Source organism: Prescottella equi, from assembly GCF_020171745.1.
Classification (GTDB): Bacteria; Actinomycetota; Actinomycetes; order Mycobacteriales; family Mycobacteriaceae; genus Prescottella; species Prescottella equi_A.
Map to the genome: position 1 here is coordinate 297,446 of NZ_JAIVAH010000018.1, position 15,139 is coordinate 312,584.

The 15,139-nt window shown below is 66.6% G+C and carries 18 protein-coding genes; 6 read left to right on the forward strand and 12 right to left on the reverse strand.

Going from position 1 to position 15,139, the window contains the following annotated elements; all coding sequences use genetic code 11:
• Positions 1 to 7: 7 nt before the first annotated feature.
• From cysN to LCL87_RS16265, 4 genes are read right to left on the reverse strand one after another with little or no spacing between them, the layout of a single operon-like run.
• The gene (gene cysN, locus LCL87_RS16250) at positions 8 to 1,909 is read right to left on the reverse strand and encodes a sulfate adenylyltransferase subunit CysN (RefSeq protein WP_225021389.1); all 1,902 of its coding nucleotides are present in this window, start codon (positions 1,907 to 1,909) and stop codon (positions 8 to 10) included.
• Positions 1,909 to 2,829, reverse strand: coding sequence for a sulfate adenylyltransferase subunit CysD (gene cysD / locus LCL87_RS16255; protein ID WP_225021391.1), 921 nt, complete (start codon positions 2,827 to 2,829; stop codon positions 1,909 to 1,911). Before cysD ends, cysN begins: the two co-directional genes overlap by 1 nt.
• Complete coding sequence (locus LCL87_RS16260; protein WP_225021393.1) at positions 2,826 to 3,608, reverse strand: 3'(2'),5'-bisphosphate nucleotidase CysQ; 783 nt, start codon at positions 3,606 to 3,608, stop codon at positions 2,826 to 2,828. Before LCL87_RS16260 ends, cysD begins: the two co-directional genes overlap by 4 nt.
• 12 nt (positions 3,609 to 3,620) lie before the next feature.
• Positions 3,621 to 4,232 carry a TetR/AcrR family transcriptional regulator gene (locus LCL87_RS16265; RefSeq protein WP_221283062.1) on the reverse strand — a complete coding sequence of 204 codons (612 nt, stop codon included), beginning with the start codon at positions 4,230 to 4,232 and terminating at the stop codon, positions 3,621 to 3,623.
• 77 nt (positions 4,233 to 4,309) lie between these two features.
• On the opposite strand from LCL87_RS16265, the gene LCL87_RS16270 reads away from it, so the two are divergent.
• The 4 genes from LCL87_RS16270 to LCL87_RS16285 are packed head-to-tail and all read left to right on the forward strand — an operon-like array spanning position 4,310 to position 8,854.
• Positions 4,310 to 5,077 (forward strand): SDR family NAD(P)-dependent oxidoreductase, encoded by a 768-nt coding sequence (locus LCL87_RS16270; protein WP_221283061.1) that lies wholly within the window; start codon positions 4,310 to 4,312, stop codon positions 5,075 to 5,077.
• A 5-nt stretch (positions 5,078 to 5,082) separates the two neighbouring features.
• The gene (locus LCL87_RS16275; RefSeq protein WP_225021395.1) at positions 5,083 to 6,351 is read left to right on the forward strand and encodes a sulfotransferase family protein; all 1,269 of its coding nucleotides are present in this window, start codon (positions 5,083 to 5,085) and stop codon (positions 6,349 to 6,351) included.
• Positions 6,348 to 7,649, forward strand: coding sequence for an alkyl sulfatase dimerization domain-containing protein (locus tag LCL87_RS16280; protein ID WP_225021396.1), 1,302 nt, complete (start codon positions 6,348 to 6,350; stop codon positions 7,647 to 7,649). Before LCL87_RS16275 ends, LCL87_RS16280 begins: the two co-directional genes overlap by 4 nt.
• A 20-nt stretch (positions 7,650 to 7,669) precedes the next feature.
• Positions 7,670 to 8,854 carry an NADH:flavin oxidoreductase gene (locus LCL87_RS16285; protein ID WP_225021398.1) on the forward strand — a complete coding sequence of 395 codons (1,185 nt, stop codon included), beginning with the start codon at positions 7,670 to 7,672 and terminating at the stop codon, positions 8,852 to 8,854.
• 131 nt (positions 8,855 to 8,985) lie between these two features.
• Here the strand turns inward: LCL87_RS16285 and LCL87_RS16290 are convergent, their stop codons facing one another.
• The 4 genes from LCL87_RS16290 to LCL87_RS16305 form a co-directional block, all read right to left on the reverse strand.
• Entirely contained in the window at positions 8,986 to 9,177 is a 192-nt protein-coding gene (locus LCL87_RS16290; protein ID WP_225021400.1) for a hypothetical protein, read from the reverse strand.
• Between the two features lie 391 nt (positions 9,178 to 9,568).
• Positions 9,569 to 10,399, reverse strand: coding sequence for a hypothetical protein (locus tag LCL87_RS16295; protein WP_225021401.1), 831 nt, complete (start codon positions 10,397 to 10,399; stop codon positions 9,569 to 9,571).
• A 3-nt stretch (positions 10,400 to 10,402) separates the two neighbouring features.
• The gene (locus LCL87_RS16300; RefSeq protein WP_225021403.1) at positions 10,403 to 10,738 is read right to left on the reverse strand and encodes a histone-like nucleoid-structuring protein Lsr2; all 336 of its coding nucleotides are present in this window, start codon (positions 10,736 to 10,738) and stop codon (positions 10,403 to 10,405) included.
• 75 nt (positions 10,739 to 10,813) lie between these two features.
• Positions 10,814 to 11,584, reverse strand: coding sequence for a nuclease-related domain-containing protein (locus LCL87_RS16305; RefSeq protein WP_225021405.1), 771 nt, complete (start codon positions 11,582 to 11,584; stop codon positions 10,814 to 10,816).
• 347 nt (positions 11,585 to 11,931) lie between these two features.
• Here LCL87_RS16305 and LCL87_RS16310 point away from each other — a divergent pair, with 347 nt between their 5' ends.
• Positions 11,932 to 12,468: a GtrA family protein gene (locus LCL87_RS16310; protein ID WP_225021407.1), complete on the forward strand. Its 537-nt coding sequence runs from the start codon at positions 11,932 to 11,934 to the stop codon at positions 12,466 to 12,468.
• A gap of 17 nt (positions 12,469 to 12,485) precedes the next feature.
• Here LCL87_RS16310 and LCL87_RS16315 read toward each other — a convergent pair whose 3' ends face one another.
• From LCL87_RS16315 to LCL87_RS16325, 3 genes are all read right to left on the reverse strand, one after another.
• A complete protein-coding gene (locus LCL87_RS16315) occupies positions 12,486 to 13,073 on the reverse strand; it encodes a hypothetical protein (RefSeq protein WP_225021409.1) in 588 nt (195 codons plus the stop codon).
• A gap of 55 nt (positions 13,074 to 13,128) precedes the next feature.
• Positions 13,129 to 13,800: an HAD family hydrolase gene (locus tag LCL87_RS16320; protein WP_225021411.1), complete on the reverse strand. Its 672-nt coding sequence runs from the start codon at positions 13,798 to 13,800 to the stop codon at positions 13,129 to 13,131.
• A gap of 105 nt (positions 13,801 to 13,905) precedes the next feature.
• Positions 13,906 to 14,076, reverse strand: a complete 171-nt coding sequence (locus tag LCL87_RS16325; protein WP_225021413.1) for a hypothetical protein — start codon at positions 14,074 to 14,076, stop codon at positions 13,906 to 13,908.
• 51 nt (positions 14,077 to 14,127) lie between these two features.
• Between LCL87_RS16325 and LCL87_RS16330 the strand changes: the two genes are divergently transcribed.
• Complete coding sequence (locus LCL87_RS16330) at positions 14,128 to 14,625, forward strand: DinB family protein (protein WP_225021415.1); 498 nt, start codon at positions 14,128 to 14,130, stop codon at positions 14,623 to 14,625.
• Between the two features lie 22 nt (positions 14,626 to 14,647).
• On the opposite strand, the gene LCL87_RS16335 is transcribed toward LCL87_RS16330, so the two are convergent.
• Positions 14,648 to 15,064 (reverse strand): heme-binding protein, encoded by a 417-nt coding sequence (locus LCL87_RS16335; RefSeq protein WP_225021417.1) that lies wholly within the window; start codon positions 15,062 to 15,064, stop codon positions 14,648 to 14,650.
• Positions 15,065 to 15,139: the final 75 nt, after the last annotated feature.

The window sequence follows — 15,139 nt, forward strand, 5'->3', positions numbered from 1 at the left end:
CACGCGGTCAGGCGATGATGGCCCTGCGGCGGAGATGATCGATGATCTGCACGCTCGCCTCCTCGGGCGAGGTGGCGGTGGTGTCGATACGCAGCTCGGGATCCTCCGGAGCTTCGTACGGCGAATCGACGCCGGTGAAGTTGGCGAGTTCCCCGCGCCGGGCCTTCCGGTAGAGCCCCTTGGGATCTCGTTCCTCGGCGACCTCGATCGGGGTGTCGACGAACACCTCACAGAAGCGGTCCTCGCCGACCAGCTCCCGCGCCGCGTCCCGCTCCGCCCGGAACGGAGAGATGAACGACGCCAACACGATCAGCCCAGCGTCGGCCATCAACCGGGCCACCTCGGTGACCCGCCGAATGTTCTCGACGCGATCGGCCTCGGTGAAGCCGAGATCACGGTTGAGGCCGTGCCGCACGTTGTCACCGTCGAGGAGATAGGTGTGGCAGCCCAGTGCGTGCAGTCGGCATTCGAGTTCGTTGGCGATGGTGGACTTGCCGGAGCCGGACAGGCCGGTGAACCACAACACCTGCGGGAGGTGACCGTTCAGCGTCGCCCGAGCCGTGCCGTCGACATCGACGGCCTGCCAGTGGATGTTGTCCGATCGGCGCAGCGAGTGCCCGATCATGCCGGCACCGACGGTGGTGTTGGTGAGCCGGTCGATCAGGATGAAGCCGCCGGTATCCCGGTTGTCCACGTAGGGGTCGAACGGCACCGGCCGGTCGAAACTGATGTTGCAGACACCGATCTCGTTGAGCGCGAGGGTGTTCGTGGCGGTCTTCTCGAGTGTGTTCACGTTGATCTTGTACTTCGGCCGGGTGATCCGCGCCTGCACCGTCATGGCCCCGATCTGGCACAGGTACGGACGCTCGGGCAGCATCTCGTGCTCACCCATCCACACCACGTGCGCTTCGAACTGGTCCGCGACGCCGGGCAGGGCGTCGGCGACAGCGAGCACGTCGCCGCGACTGATGTCGATCTCGTCGGTGAGGGTGACGGTGACGGACTGGCCGGCGACGGACTCGTCGAGGTCCCCGTTCATCGTGACGATCCGGTCGACGGTGGATTCCTTGCCGCTGGGCAGCACACGAACACGGTCCCCGGGGCGCACGGCGCCGCTCACGATCTGACCTGAGAAGCCACGGAAGTCGAGGTCCGGACGGTTGACCCACTGCACCGGCATCCGGAACGGACGGGTCCGGAGGTCGTCGTCGATCTCTACGGTCTCGAGATGCTCGATCAGAGACGGACCCTGGTACCAGTCGGTGTTCGCACTGCGTTCGGTGAGGTTGTCACCCAAGTAGGCGGACAACGGGATCGCGACGACGTCGGTGAGACCGATCTCGGCCGCGAACGCGGAGTAGTCGGCGAAGATCTCCTCGAAGACCTCCTGCGAGTAGTCGACGAGATCGAGCTTGTTCACCGCGAGGACCACGTGTCGGATACCGAGCAGCGAGACGAGGTAGGAGTGTCGGCGGGTCTGGGTGAGGACTCCTTTGCGGGCGTCGATCAGGATCACCGCGAGGTCGGCGGTCGAGGCGCCGGTGACCATGTTGCGCGTGTACTGCTCGTGTCCGGGGGTGTCGGCGACGACGAACTTGCGCCGCTCGGTGGTGAAGTAACGGTAGGCGACGTCGATCGTGATGCCCTGCTCCCGCTCGGCCGCCAATCCGTCCACCAGCAAGGCGAAGTCGAGGCCGTCACCCTGGGTGCCGACCTTGCGAGAATCGGCCTCGAGCGAGGACAACTGGTCCTCGAACACCAGCTTCGATTCGTACAGCAGTCGGCCGATCAGCGTGCTCTTGCCGTCGTCGACGCTGCCGCACGTGATGAAGCGCAGCATGGACTTGTTCGCGTGCCGCTCGAGGTACTGCTCGATGTCGTCGGCGATCAGCTCCGAAGGCTGAGTCATCAGAAGTAACCCTCCTGCTTCTTCTTCTCCATCGAGGCGCTGCTGTCGTGGTCGATCACGCGTCCCTGACGCTCCGACGTGGTGGTCAGCAACATTTCCTGGATGACGTCGGTCAAAGTTTCTGCGGTGGACTCCACGGCGCCGGTGAGCGGGTAGCAGCCGAGCGTGCGGAATCGCACGCTCTTGAGCTCGGGAATCTCGCCTGGCCGCAACGGCATTCGGTCGTCGTCGACCATGATCAGGGTGCCGTCCCGCTCGACCACCGGACGCTCGGCCGCGAAGTACAGCGGGACGATCGGGATGTTCTCCTGCCGGATGTACTCCCACACGTCCAGTTCGGTCCAGTTCGACAACGGGAACACCCGCAGCGTCTCGCCGGGCGAGCGCCGGACGTTGTACATGCGCCACAGTTCGGGGCGCTGCCGCTTGGGATCCCAGCGGTGCTCCGCCGAGCGGATCGAGAAGACACGCTCCTTGGCGCGGGACTTCTCCTCGTCACGGCGGGCGCCACCGAACGCGGTATCGAACTTGTGGAGGTCGAGGGCCTGCTTGAGACCTTCGGTCTTCCACATGTCGGTGTGCGTCGACGATCCGTGCGTGAACGGGTTGATCCCCTTCTCCACACACTCCGGATTCTGGTGGACGAGGAGATCGAAATCACCTGCGGCAGCGGACTCGTCACGCAGCTTGTACATCTCCCGGAACTTCCACGTCGTGTCCACGTGCAGCAGCGGGAACGGCAGCTTGGACGGGTAGAACGCCTTGCGGGCAAGGTGCAGCATCACCGCACTGTCCTTACCGACCGAGTACAGCATCACGGGGTTCTCGCTCCCCGCGACGGCCTCGCGCATGATGTGGATACTCTCGGCCTCGAGCCGCTCCAGATGGGTCAGGGTCTTGTCGATCGAGGGGCTTCTCATCGCCGAAGTGCCTCCAGGGCCTTACCAGCCAGCTCGGGCCGGCAGATCAGTAGGTCGGGCAGCCAGGGGTTTTCCTGGTTGTAGATCAGATCGGAACCGTCGATCCGCGAAACATGCAGTCCCGCAGCGCGAGCAACAGCAGCGGGTGCAGCGGAGTCCCACTCGTACTGCCCCCCGGTGTGCGCGTACACGTCCGCATCACCACGCACCACCGCCATCGCCTTCGCGCCGGCAGAGCCCATCTCGATCAACTCGGCACCCAACGCGGACGCCATCGCCATCACCGGCTCGGGACGTCGAGTGCGGCTGACGACGACGCGCGGCGCGGGCGGAATCGGTTGCGCGAGGCTGTCGAAGTGCGCATCACTCGAATAGGTGACACCGAGCGCCGGCATCGCCACAGCACCGGCGGTCAGCTCACCGCCCTCGACAAGCGCGACATGCACAGCCCAGTCATCGCGACCCGGCTCACCGAACTCGCGGGTCCCGTCGAGCGGATCGACGATCCATACCCTGTCGGCCGACAGACGGGCATGATCGTCGGCGCCCTCCTCGGACAGCACGGCATCTTCGGGAAACCACTCGGCCAGCAGCGCGGCAAGAAGCTCGTGGCTCATCCGATCGCCCGACTTCCGCAGCTCGGCAGGATCTGTTCCTGCGGCAGCGTTCTCACGAAGAGCGAGAAGCCGGCGGCCCGCCTCCGTCGCCAACTCCGCGGCAACGACGGCACTGCTGCCCGAACCCGCCCGGGGGCGGACGGGGTTGTCTGCTCTGTTCATTCATAGCTCCAGTCATTCGGTGATGGCCCTCGCCATGGAGTCTGCGGAGTACGCGATCAACGCGTCCGATTCGAGGTCTCGAGCCCAGTTGTTGACGAGCGTGTCGGCCAGGCCCATCAAGCCGGACCAGACGAAGGGGATGAGTGCAGGGTCGTCACGAAGGCTTCGCCCTTCGGCTTCGGCCGCATCCAGCAGCGCGCTGCGCAGTTCGGCGAACTGGCGATCGGTCGATTTACGCAGTGCGTGAACCGATTCCCGCTCACCCGCCTCACCGTCGACGTCGCGCCAGGTCGCCACGAGGTGCCCTACCCGCGCCCACTGTCGGGTCGATGCGGGCACTATCCCGGCGATGAGCGTCGCAACGCCCTCGTCACGAGGCAACGTGGCGATGAACTCGGCCAACTCCACCTGGCTCTCGTGGAGCAGTGCGATGAAGATGTCCTGCTTGTCGACGAAGTACTGGTAGATCAACCCGGTGCTGATGCGGGCCCGTTTGGCGACCGCGCGGTTCGTGAGGGCGCCGTAGCCGCCTTCGTCGAGTAGTTCAGCCGCGGCGTCCAAGACTCCGCGACGTCGTGCCTGGGCGTCTCCGTAGACCGAATTGCCGCCGTTCGTTGCTCTCATGGAGTCACTGTAGACACAGATTGACCAATGATCAATACGTATTGACCAATGGTCAATCTGTGTCTACAGTCACAGCCATGACGATCCCTGATGCGAACAGTGTTGTGACATATAACTTCTCAGGATCACAGGTTTTGGTCACCGGTGGTTCCAACGGGCTGGGCCTGGCGATCGCACGGAGCTTCGTGGCAGCCGGCGCGAAGGTCACGATCACTGGTACCCGACGTGGCGCCGGCGACTACGACCACGATCTGAGCGACTTCGACTACCGGCAGTGCGTCATGACCGATCGGGAGCAGATCGCCGACGTCGCGGCCGGGCTTTCCGCGCTGGATGTCCTGGTGAACAACGCGGGGCAGACCCTCACCCAGAAGGGCGAATGGAATCCGGAGGTCTTCGAGGAATCGCTCTCGGTGAACCTCGTGAGCGGCTTTCGCATGTCCACCGCGTGCCTGCCGTTCCTGACTGCCAGCGAACTCGACGGCGGCGGAGCCATCGTGAACGTCGCCTCCATGGCCAGCTTCTTCGCGGTCGGCGTGGTGCCCGGCTACGGCGCGTCGAAAGCCGGCATCGTGCAGATGACCAAGACGATGGGCGCCCAATGGGCATCCGAGAACGTGCGGGTCAACGCGATCGCCCCAGGTCTCACCGCCACGAACATGACGTCCGGCCTGCAGCAGCGCCCCGAGCACAGCAAGCCTTCCCTCGATCGCACCCCGATGGGCCGGTGGGCCGATCCCGCGATCGATGTCGCCCCGGTGGCGTTGTTCCTGGCCAGTCCGGCCGCCCGCTTCGTCACCGGTCAGACCCTGCCGGTCGACGGCGGCTACTCGATCCAGGGCTGATCTCGGTGACCACTATCGCCGGTGGGCGGATCCGGATCACCGACCTGCGCAACCCGGTCCTGACCGACTCCCAACGCGAGACCTGGGCGTATGCCGAAGCGAATCCGGTGGAGCTCAGCGTTGACGCCGTCCTTGCGTCCGCCGCCGAGCAGGCCGGACTCGACGACTTCGGACCCGACGACTTCCACGAGCGTCTCGCCCTGCAGCTCGACGAGATCGACACCGATCCCAACCGTTCCCCGGTCTCGCGGATGGTGACGTTCGCAGGCAGCGTCCGGTACGCCGCCAACCGGCTGCGGGTGCTCGATCTATTGAAGCGACACCCTGAGATCCACGACATCGAGATCGAATCGCCGATCGTCGTGGTCGGCCTGCCACGTTCGGGCACAACGCATCTGGTGAATCTACTGGCTGCGGACAGCCGCTTTCGGTCACTGCCGCTGTGGGAGAGCCAGGAGCCGGTGCCGTTCGCGGGTGACGCGGTGGGCCCGGACGGAATCGACCCCCGCATCGTGCGCTCCCAGCGCAGGTGGGAGCAGATGCAGGCCAAGAGCCCGCTCGTCGCCGCAATGCACCCGATGAACCCGGAGCATATCCACGAGGAACTCGAGCTCGAGTGCCTGGACTTCTCCAGCTACAACTTCGAGTGGGGATCGTCGATGGCGCCGCGGTGGCGGGAGTACTACCTGTCGCACGACCAGCGCCCGCACTACGCCTTCATGGCGACGATGCTGAAGGTCCTGCAGTGGCAACGGGGACCGAGCCGATGGATCCTCAAGTGCCCGCAGCATCTCGAGCAGCTGGGTCCGCTGATGGACACCTTCCCCGACGCGACGGTGGTGATGACCCACCGCGATCCGGTGTCGGTGGTGCAGTCCGCGGCGACGATGGTCGGATACGGTGCCCGCTCGAACTTCCTCGTACCGGATATCGACGCCGTGTGCGACTACTGGACCGACCGCGTCGGTCGGCTCCTCGACGCGGGGACCCGCGACCTCGCACTGATACCCGCGGAGCGTCGAATCGACGTGTATTTCGACAAGTTCATGGCCGACGACGTCGGCACCGTCGAACGCATCTACACGCACACCGGAATCGAATTCACCGACGAAGCCCGTGCGGCCGTCGACGATCACATTGCGCATCATCCGCGCGGCGCGAACGGTCAGGTCGTCTACGACCTGCGCGCCGACTTCGGTCGCGAGCCGGCCGAACTACGAACCAGATTCGCCGACTACTTCGAGAAGTTTCCCGTGAAAGTGGAGGTCCAGTGAGCCCCCTGTCCGCCGCCCAGATCGACGAGTTCATCAAGAGCCGCCCCGGCAAGATCCTGCTCGACCACGTCTACACCGACGAGGCGGTCCGCCTGGGGGACTTCATCTACATGTCACCCGGCTCGAGTGCCGCCTACATGCTGGTCACAGCGGCAGGACGAGTGATCGTCAACACCGGGCTCGGCTACGAGGCGCCGCACCACCGCAAGCTGTTCGACGACGTCTACCCGGGGCCCACCCGCTACATCATCACGACCCAGGGACATACCGACCATGTCGGCGGCGTCGCGGCGTTCCGTGAGCCCGGCGCGATCTACGTCGCCAATGCGCTCAACCCGGCGGTGCAACACGACGACGAACGTGTGATCACGCGGATGCGCCAGTGGGCGCCTGTGTGGTTCGGCCGCGACGCCGGGACTGTCCGCGGCTTCATCGAGGCCCGCCCCGACGTGTCGCCCGCACAGGACATTCCCACCCCCGATCTGATGTTCGACGAGCGTCTCGAGTTCAACGTCGGTGGGCTGCAGATAGAACTGCACTCCGGCGTCGGCGAGACGGTGGACGGCGCCATGGTCTGGCTCCCCCAGCACCGCATCGCCCTGATCAGCAACCTGCTCGGGCCGCTGTTCGGGCACTTCCCGAACCTCAACACCATTCGGGGTCAGCGCTACCGATTCGTCGAACCGTACCTAGCAACGATCACCAAGCTGCGCGACCTGCGCCCCGCCACCCTGATCACCGGGCGCGGCGAGCCGATCGAAGGCGAGGACCTCATCGACGCGGTCCTCGAGCGGATGCACGACGCCGTGTCCTACATCCACCAGACGACGCTTGACGGCATCAACGCGGGCAAGGACGTCGAGACTCTCGTGCGCGAGGTGACCTTGCCCGACCATCTGTACGTCGGGCAAGGCTACGGCCAGGTCAAGTGGGGCGTGAAGACGATCTGGGAGACCTATCTGGGCTGGTTCCACCACAAGGCGACCTCCGAACTTCACGCCGTTCCGCGCGCGCAGACACTGGCCGACCTGGTCGGGCTCGCCGGCGGAGACGCCGTCCTCGAGCTCGGACGAATGCGCCTGGAAGAGGGCCGAGCCGAGGAGGCGACCGCCCTCGCCGAGTCGGTACTGGCCCACGCGCCAGGCAACTCGGCGGCGACGACACTCCTTCTCGACTGCCACCGAGAGCTTCTCGCCGATCCGGTCACCGCCGAGAACTTCTGGGAATCGGGATGGCTCACACATCGCATCAGCCTGCTCGAACAGCAACTCGGATCGCCGGCAGCGGTGGCCGGATGACCAATCGACGAGGGAGTTCCATGAGCACCGAAACGGAGACCGTTGTACCCGATGCGTTCGCCCCGGCACGCCTCGGGCCAGTGACGCTGCGTAACCGCATCATCAAGTCCGCGACGTTCGAAGGACGAACCCCAAAGGGTCTGGTCACCGACGAGTTGATCGACTTTCATCGCCAATTTGCCACGGGCGGAGTCGGAATGACGACGGTGGCGTACTGCGCTGTCGCTCCCGAGGGCCGCACCTCGCCGGGCCAGATCCTGTGGACCGACGAAGCCATGCCGGGCTTGCGCCGCCTCACCGACGCCATGCACGCCGAGGGTACGGCGGTGTCCGCGCAGATCGGCCACGCCGGTGCGGTGGCGCCGCCGAAGGCACTCGGGAGCACCTCCCTGGCACCTAGCCGCCACTTCCATCTGACCACACTGAGTTTCGCGCAGGCGGCAACGGCAGCGGACATCGCGCGGATCAGACAGGCACACGTCGATGCCGCACTCAAGGCAGCCGAGGCCGGCTTCGACGCCATCGAAATGCACTTCGGCCACGGCTATCTGATCAGCTCGTTCCTGAGTAAGCGGCTCAACCACCGCACGGACGAGTACGGCGGCAGCCTCGAGAACCGGGCCCGGTTCGCCCGGGAGACGGCCGTCGCGGTCCGCGCCGCTGTGGGCGACCGGATCGCAATCATGGCGAAGGTCAGCATGGACGACGGTGCGCCCGGTGGTTTCTGGCTCGCCGAAGCGATCGAGCTGGTCAAATGGCTCGAGCAGGACGGGTCCGTGGATGCAGTCGTCCTCACCGCCGGCAGTTCGCTCGAGAACCCGCTCTACACGTTCCGCGGGGATGCGCCACTGCGGGAGTTCGGGGCATTGATGAAGCAGCCGCAAAAGCTCGGAATCAAGCTGGTGGGCAAGCACTTCCTGCGGACCTATCCGTACCAGGACACGTATCTGCTCGACTATGCGCGCCAGGTTCGTGCGGCGGTCGATCTGCCGCTGGTGCTGCTCGGAGGGGTCACCGGCAAGGAGTCGATCGAACGGGCGATGACCGAGGGCTTCGAGTTCGTCGAGATGGGGCGTGCGCTGCTGAGCGATCCCGACCTCGTCAACACCATTCAGTCCAGGGGCGACGGGCAGTCGTTGTGTATCCACTGCAACAAATGCATCACCACCATCTACGGCGGGGCGCGCTGCGTTCTGCGTCCGTGAACGCTGCCCCTCGGCGGCTCGGTGGCTCGGCGCGCACACCGGCGCCGAGGCTGGCACTACGTCACTCACGGCGGTGGCCGCCCAGGGGACTCCGGAGCGGCCACCGCCGTCGACGCAGAGCCTCGAACGGTTCAGGAACCGAAGCCGAGCGATCCGGTCGATGGCGTGACGGGCTCCGGCAGCGCCGGAAGGACGTCCTGGTGGTGACCCTGGAAGATCTGCTGGATCGGCTCGAACGCATGCTGCCAACCACCGCTCGGCGCAAAGTTCTGGACGAAGTTCTGCCCGTGCTCGGTAGCGGTGAGGAAGAGGTCGTTCCACATGATGTTCTCCTGATTCTTCGATCTGATCCGGCGCGACACCTTCACGTAATTCGTTGTGCCGCACACGAATAACGCTACCGATGCGATCGCGGATTTCAACGAATCCAGGCACGCTCACAGCATCTCCGAATCCGGCCCCCAGGTTCCGACGCCGACCGCCGGCTCCCCCGTCCGAATCTGCTCACCGCCCATGACCCGCGCTGCGCGCCCGGCCACGGGCCGGAACGACCGCCCCGTCGGCCCTCCTGCGTTGCCAGCTTCGGCGGGCAGCCCGGCGGGCGATGCCAGCTCGTTGGCAGCAGCACGCCAGCGCACTGCCACCCGGATCGACGAAAGTGCCCCTCCGGACCGAGGCCGGGAGGGGCACTGTTCGCAGTTCGAAAAGTCAGGCTCAGGTCAGCTTGACGGCCTTACCGATCGGCAGGACGCGCTGCTGGTTGTCCACCCACTCGCGCATCACGACCATCTCCTCGCGGCGCTGCACCGAGTCCCACGTGGCCATCTCGATGTTGCCGACGAGGTTCTGGCTCTCCTTCACCACGCGCTCGCGCTTGGCCTGGACCACCCGGTCGCGATAGCGCTTGACCGAGATCCGCAGGTCCTGGATGGCGTCGATCTCGCTCTTGATGACCTCGAGCGGCCGGGACACGTCCTCATCGAGCTCCGCCGGGTCCTCGATCCCCGCGGTCACCAGACGCTGCTTGAACAGGTGGATGCGGTAGACGTCGTTGTGGACCTTGCGGGCCACGTCGTCGAGCTTCTCGGGCGTGATCCGGATCGGCCCCACATCGGCGCCGGCCCAGGCGAGGAACGCCTTGAACAGCGCCACCTCGGTCGCGAGGTACACGAGCAGGGCGACCTCGGTGAGGACCTTCGGGTCGTCGGGGTGCGGCCGACTCTTGACGCTGAGCAGCTCGCCCTTGACGAGCACCTCGTGCTTGGGGAACACCCGGTGCAGCAGATCCAGGTAGACCCCGGGGCTCACCTTCTTGGCGCGGATCCGCGTGATCCCCTGCTCGTAGCGGGCGGTCCACTCGCCGCCGTCGTTCGGGATGTCGTACAGGAACACCCGGATCGGGTCCCCGTGCGAATAGTCCGACGCCTGATCGGCTCCGCCGTCGGCTTCCTCCGCAACAGCGGGCTCGGACGGGGGCTCGATCTCCTGCGGATCGGGCGGCGCGGCGGCAGAGTTCGCCGCCTCGTTGTCACTGACGGTGGTCATCGGTCAGTGCGCGGCCGCGAACGCCTCGGCGATCTCACGCGAGATGCGCCCGCGGGTCGAGACGGCGAAACCGTTGCGGGACGCCCACTCGCGGATCTCCTGGGTGCTCGCACCGTCGGTCGCAGGGGTGGCTGCGGCGCGCGGCTTCTGGCGACCGCCCACCTTGGAAGCGTGCCGGATGTAGTAGTCCAACTTGCGATGGAACTCGGTGGCGTTCTTGTCGTTGAGGTCGATGGTGTACTCGACGCCGTTGACCGCGAAGCCGATCGTTTCGCCGCCGGTGTCGATGGGCTCACCATCAAGATCATCGATGAGCTCGACAATTACCTTCTGTGCCACGTGTTACTCCCGAGGTTCACCAACCAAGCTGCATCGGAAGCCTACGGGACAACCCCACACACAATCCGACGCGGATCACGGTTGCCACGTCGTGGACCGCCGCGCGGCTTCGTAGACGGCCTCGACGGCCGCGGGCGGGTGGACATCCTCCCGCCGCAGGAGCCAGCGCGCGAAGTGCATCCGCTGCACGACGTGGACCCCGTCCGGCGGGCTCTTCACGGTGACGGCCCGGGCATTCACCGTGACGATCACCGGTACGGCGGGGACGTCGAACCCACACGCCGCGGTGAGCAGTCTCGCCGCCCGCGCCGCCTCATGACGACTGTTCCGGATGTACGGCTGTTTCGTGCCGTTCACCAGGAACGCGTTGCCGGCCACCCAGATGTTCGCGCGCGGATGGTGCTTGGCGTTGACGGTGAACACGCCGCCGGGGCCCACCACGAGGTGGTCGATGTCGCTGCCGCGGGCGCCGACGGGAATCGCGTGGAGCACGCGCCACCGCGGGTCCTTGCGCACCACCTTGGCGAGTCGGGCGGCGACCGCCTCCTCGCCGTCGGCGCCGATCCGCCACGCCCGTTCCTCGGTGCGGACCCCCAGCAGCCGGGCGAAGAACGTCTTCACCGGCGCCGCGTCACCCGCGGCCTCGGCGCGGGCCCGGGCAGCCGCACCCGGCCGCAGCTCGGCGAGGTCGTGGACGGGATCCGCAGGTTTGGGCTCCGACACGAATTCGCCCACCGGCACCTCTCCGTGGCGCTCCTCCCGCCACGCGGTCGCCGCGGCCGACACCGTGGCCTCACGCTCCGGCGTCCGCGCGTGGGCCCGACCGGCGTCGAGATCCCACCACACGGCCCGGTGCCCGGAATTGTCGATCTCGGGGGCCGTCGGATGGAGCGATGTTCCCCGCCGCGTAACCGGACCGAAAGGTCGTTAGGGTGAAACCACCCATTCGGTTCATTATCGAGGACAACAGGGAGTTTCGAATGATCAGCATCAACGATCTCTTCGCCGTCGTGCTCAACCTGGGGCTTTCGATCGGTTCCGCCGGATTCGAACTGAACACGTCCGTTCAGAACCCGGTGGACTGACGCCCCGATCCCGACTGTGCCCCCGGCGAAACCGTCCGGGGGCACGGTCTTCTTCGGCGAGGTGGCGATCTGCACTTCCACCACTCGAGCGGTCGGTAACCTGTCCAGGTGTTTCTGACCCGGATAGTCGCTGATCGGATCCCGGCCCGCCTGTTGTCGGTGTTCGTGCGCAACGCGGAACTGGTGAAGTTCCTGACGGTGGGGTCGATCGCGTTCGTCGCGACGTCGGTGCTGTTCTTCGGGCTGAAGTGGACCATCCTCGAGGGCAAGCCGGTCACCGCCAACGTCGTGGCCGTGCTGATCGCGACCGTGCTCTCCTACGTTCTCAACCGGGAATGGGCCTTCACCGCCCGCGGCGGTCGGGAGCGACGACACGAAGCCGCTCTGTTCTTCGTGGTCGCGAGTGTCGGACTGGCGATCAACCAGTTGCCACTGGCGGTGTCCCGGTATGCCTTCGGCTTCGAGACACCGCACGTGTCGCACATGACGGAGAACATCGCCGACTTCGTCAGTGCCACCATCATCGGAACCCTCCTCGCGACCGTGTTCCGTTGGTGGGCCATGCGCAAGTTCGTGTTTCCGGCCGCGATTGTTCCGCAACAGGTGGACGTCGAAGCAGCACAATCGGACCCGGCCGACCTCTGAACCGCAGGTCGGGATGATCAGCCTCCGCCGCCGGCCTCGGTGGCGTGAATCCCCATACCGTATTCGTGGCGCAGTCCGCCGCGCGCCATCAATTCGGCCGCGTGCGGTAGCACCGGACGCGGACCGATGGTGTCGACGGCCAACCGCCGGATTGCACGGTTGAGCCTGCTCGAGGCTTTCGTCACGGCCGACCAGTCCCAGTCCGCGGGGTCGCCCAGTTCCGGATACGTTGCGGCCCAGGCACCGGCACGCTTGACCGTGTTGTGGTTGGTGCGACTCCGACGCAACTCACCTCGCCACGGACCGCCATAGTCGAGCTGGATGAGCCCCCAGCCTTCGCAGGTGTACCGGAAATCCGCGGCATCACTGCCGTCCGGTTCCAGATCGATCCGGCTCGCCAGCGGCTCCGGACCTGATCCCGAAACGAGCAGCATGAGAGATCGCCCCTGTCGACAGTCGGGGACGTCTGCGGCGGCCGAGAATTCCCTCAGGTCCGCGCCGGGCTCGGAATCGGCCTCGAAGACGCGGAACAGTCCTGTCTCGAAGACCGCCCCCACCACTGCCCGCCAGTCGCCGTCAGCTGCATAGAAGTCCAGATTCGGCACCGGCCCACTATGCCACCGAAATCGGCGTTCCCGACCGGCGCTCGCCGCAAGCCCGTCAGAGCAGATCGGCCAGCGGACTGCGACCGAGTTCGTGGCGCAGCGCGTCGACGTCGTCGCAGCAGTGGTCGGCGCCCGCCTCGGCGAGTTCCCCGCGTGAGATCCCACCGCTGAGGACCCCGACGGTGGGCAGTCCCACAGCCCGGCATGCACGCATGTCCCAGACGCTGTCGCCCACGAAAACCGCCCTGCGCGCATCGGTTCCGGCACGTTCCAGCGCGATCTGCACGATCGTGGGGTCGGGTTTCGCGGTCTCGACGTCCTCGCCGCTCGTGACCGCGTACAGCACGGATTCGCTGTCGAGCAGTCGACGGAGGATGGCCAACTCGTCGGCGGGCGCGGACGTCGCCAACACCACTCGCAGGCCGCTTTCGTGCAGTTGCGCGAGGATCTCCCGTGCACCGGGCAGCAGCCGCAACTGATCCGCGGCGTTCTTGTAGAAACGCGAGTGCCCTTCGTCGACACGATCGGCGGTGTCATCGTCGATCCCGGGACACACGCCGCGGATCAGACTCGAGCCGTCCATTCCGATGGCGCGGTGGATCCGCCACGTGGGCACGGTCAGGCCCGCGTCGGTGAACGCGCGGTGCCACGCGTCAGCATGCAGGTAATTCGAGTCGACGAGCGTGCCGTCGATGTCGAACAGCACCGCTGCGGGAAATTCGGACATCTCGACCCACGCCCCTCACGTCCATCGTGTGCGCCGCGCGCGTTCTCTCAGGCTAACGGGACCGGGCCGACCCTGCGCGGCTGCTGCCGTGTCCGGCACGCCACCTCAGACGGAGTGGACGTGCGCCCGCACGCCGTGCACGCCGAACAGGATGAGGAGCTCGACCGCACCGCCGTCGGCGCTGTCGGGGCCCGACCGTGCCGAGTACGTCCTCCGCTGCGGGGTCCATCCGATCAGGTCGCCTTGCCAGAACCGCAAGTTCGCGTGCCGAATCACCGGGTGCACGGCAAGACTGGGGCGTCCGAGTCAACGACGAAGGAGACCACCATGCCGACCTCACGCGTCGTGCGCCGCGCCGACACCCCACCTCCGCGCGCCGGGAACAGCGAGTCCGAGACCCTGCGCGCCTTCCTCGACTATCTCCGGGCTTCCCTGGTCGCCAAGGTCGAGGACGCACCCGAACCACAGGTCCGGACCGCCGGGGTGCCGTCGGGCACGAACCTGCTGGGTCTGCTGAACCATCTGACTTGCGTCGAGCGTTCGCTCTTCCTCGGCGAGCGAGTCACCAACTGGAAGGCGACCTTTCACGCGCCGAAGTCGGCCACGGTGGCCGACGTGGCCGCCCGTTACCGCGACGCCGTCCGGGAGTCGAACACTGTGCTGGACGAATGCACCGATCTCGGTGCGCCGGTCCCGCGCCCGCGGGACAACGATCGCGCACCGAGTGTCCGCTGGGCCCTGACCCACATGATCGAGGAGACCGGCCGGCACGCCGGTCACGCCGACATCCTCCGCGAGCTGATCGACGGTGCGACCGGACGCTGAGAACCGGGATCCGGCAGCGCGATCAGTCGGCGGCCAGCCCCGCCTTCGCGTAGGCGACGTCCTCGTCCGGCTGGGCGCCGCTGACGCCGATCCCGCCCACGACCTCGCCGTCGACGACGACGGGCAGCCCGCCGGGCAGCGTCGTCAGGGACTGCGCGGCCTGGCCGTCGATCAGCTCGACGAGCGCGGGGTGCGCGTCGGCGAGTCCCGAGTAGGCGGTGGTGGGGATGCCGATCAGCGCGGAGGTGGCGGCCTTGGCGCGCGCCACCCCGGCGGTGAACCACGCGGCACCGTCGTCGCGGACCACCAGCAGGTCGTGACCACGCGTGTCCACGACGGCGACGCTCACCCGGTTGCCGCCCTGGCGGGCCGCCGCGATCGCCGTGTCCGCCACACGCCGTGCCGTCGCCAGATCCAGGGGTACCTGCTTGCCTGCCATCGAACGTCCTCCCACTTTCGGTCTCGTCGACCCTCGATCAAACACGACTCCCGCCGAACCCCATTCCCGCGGGGA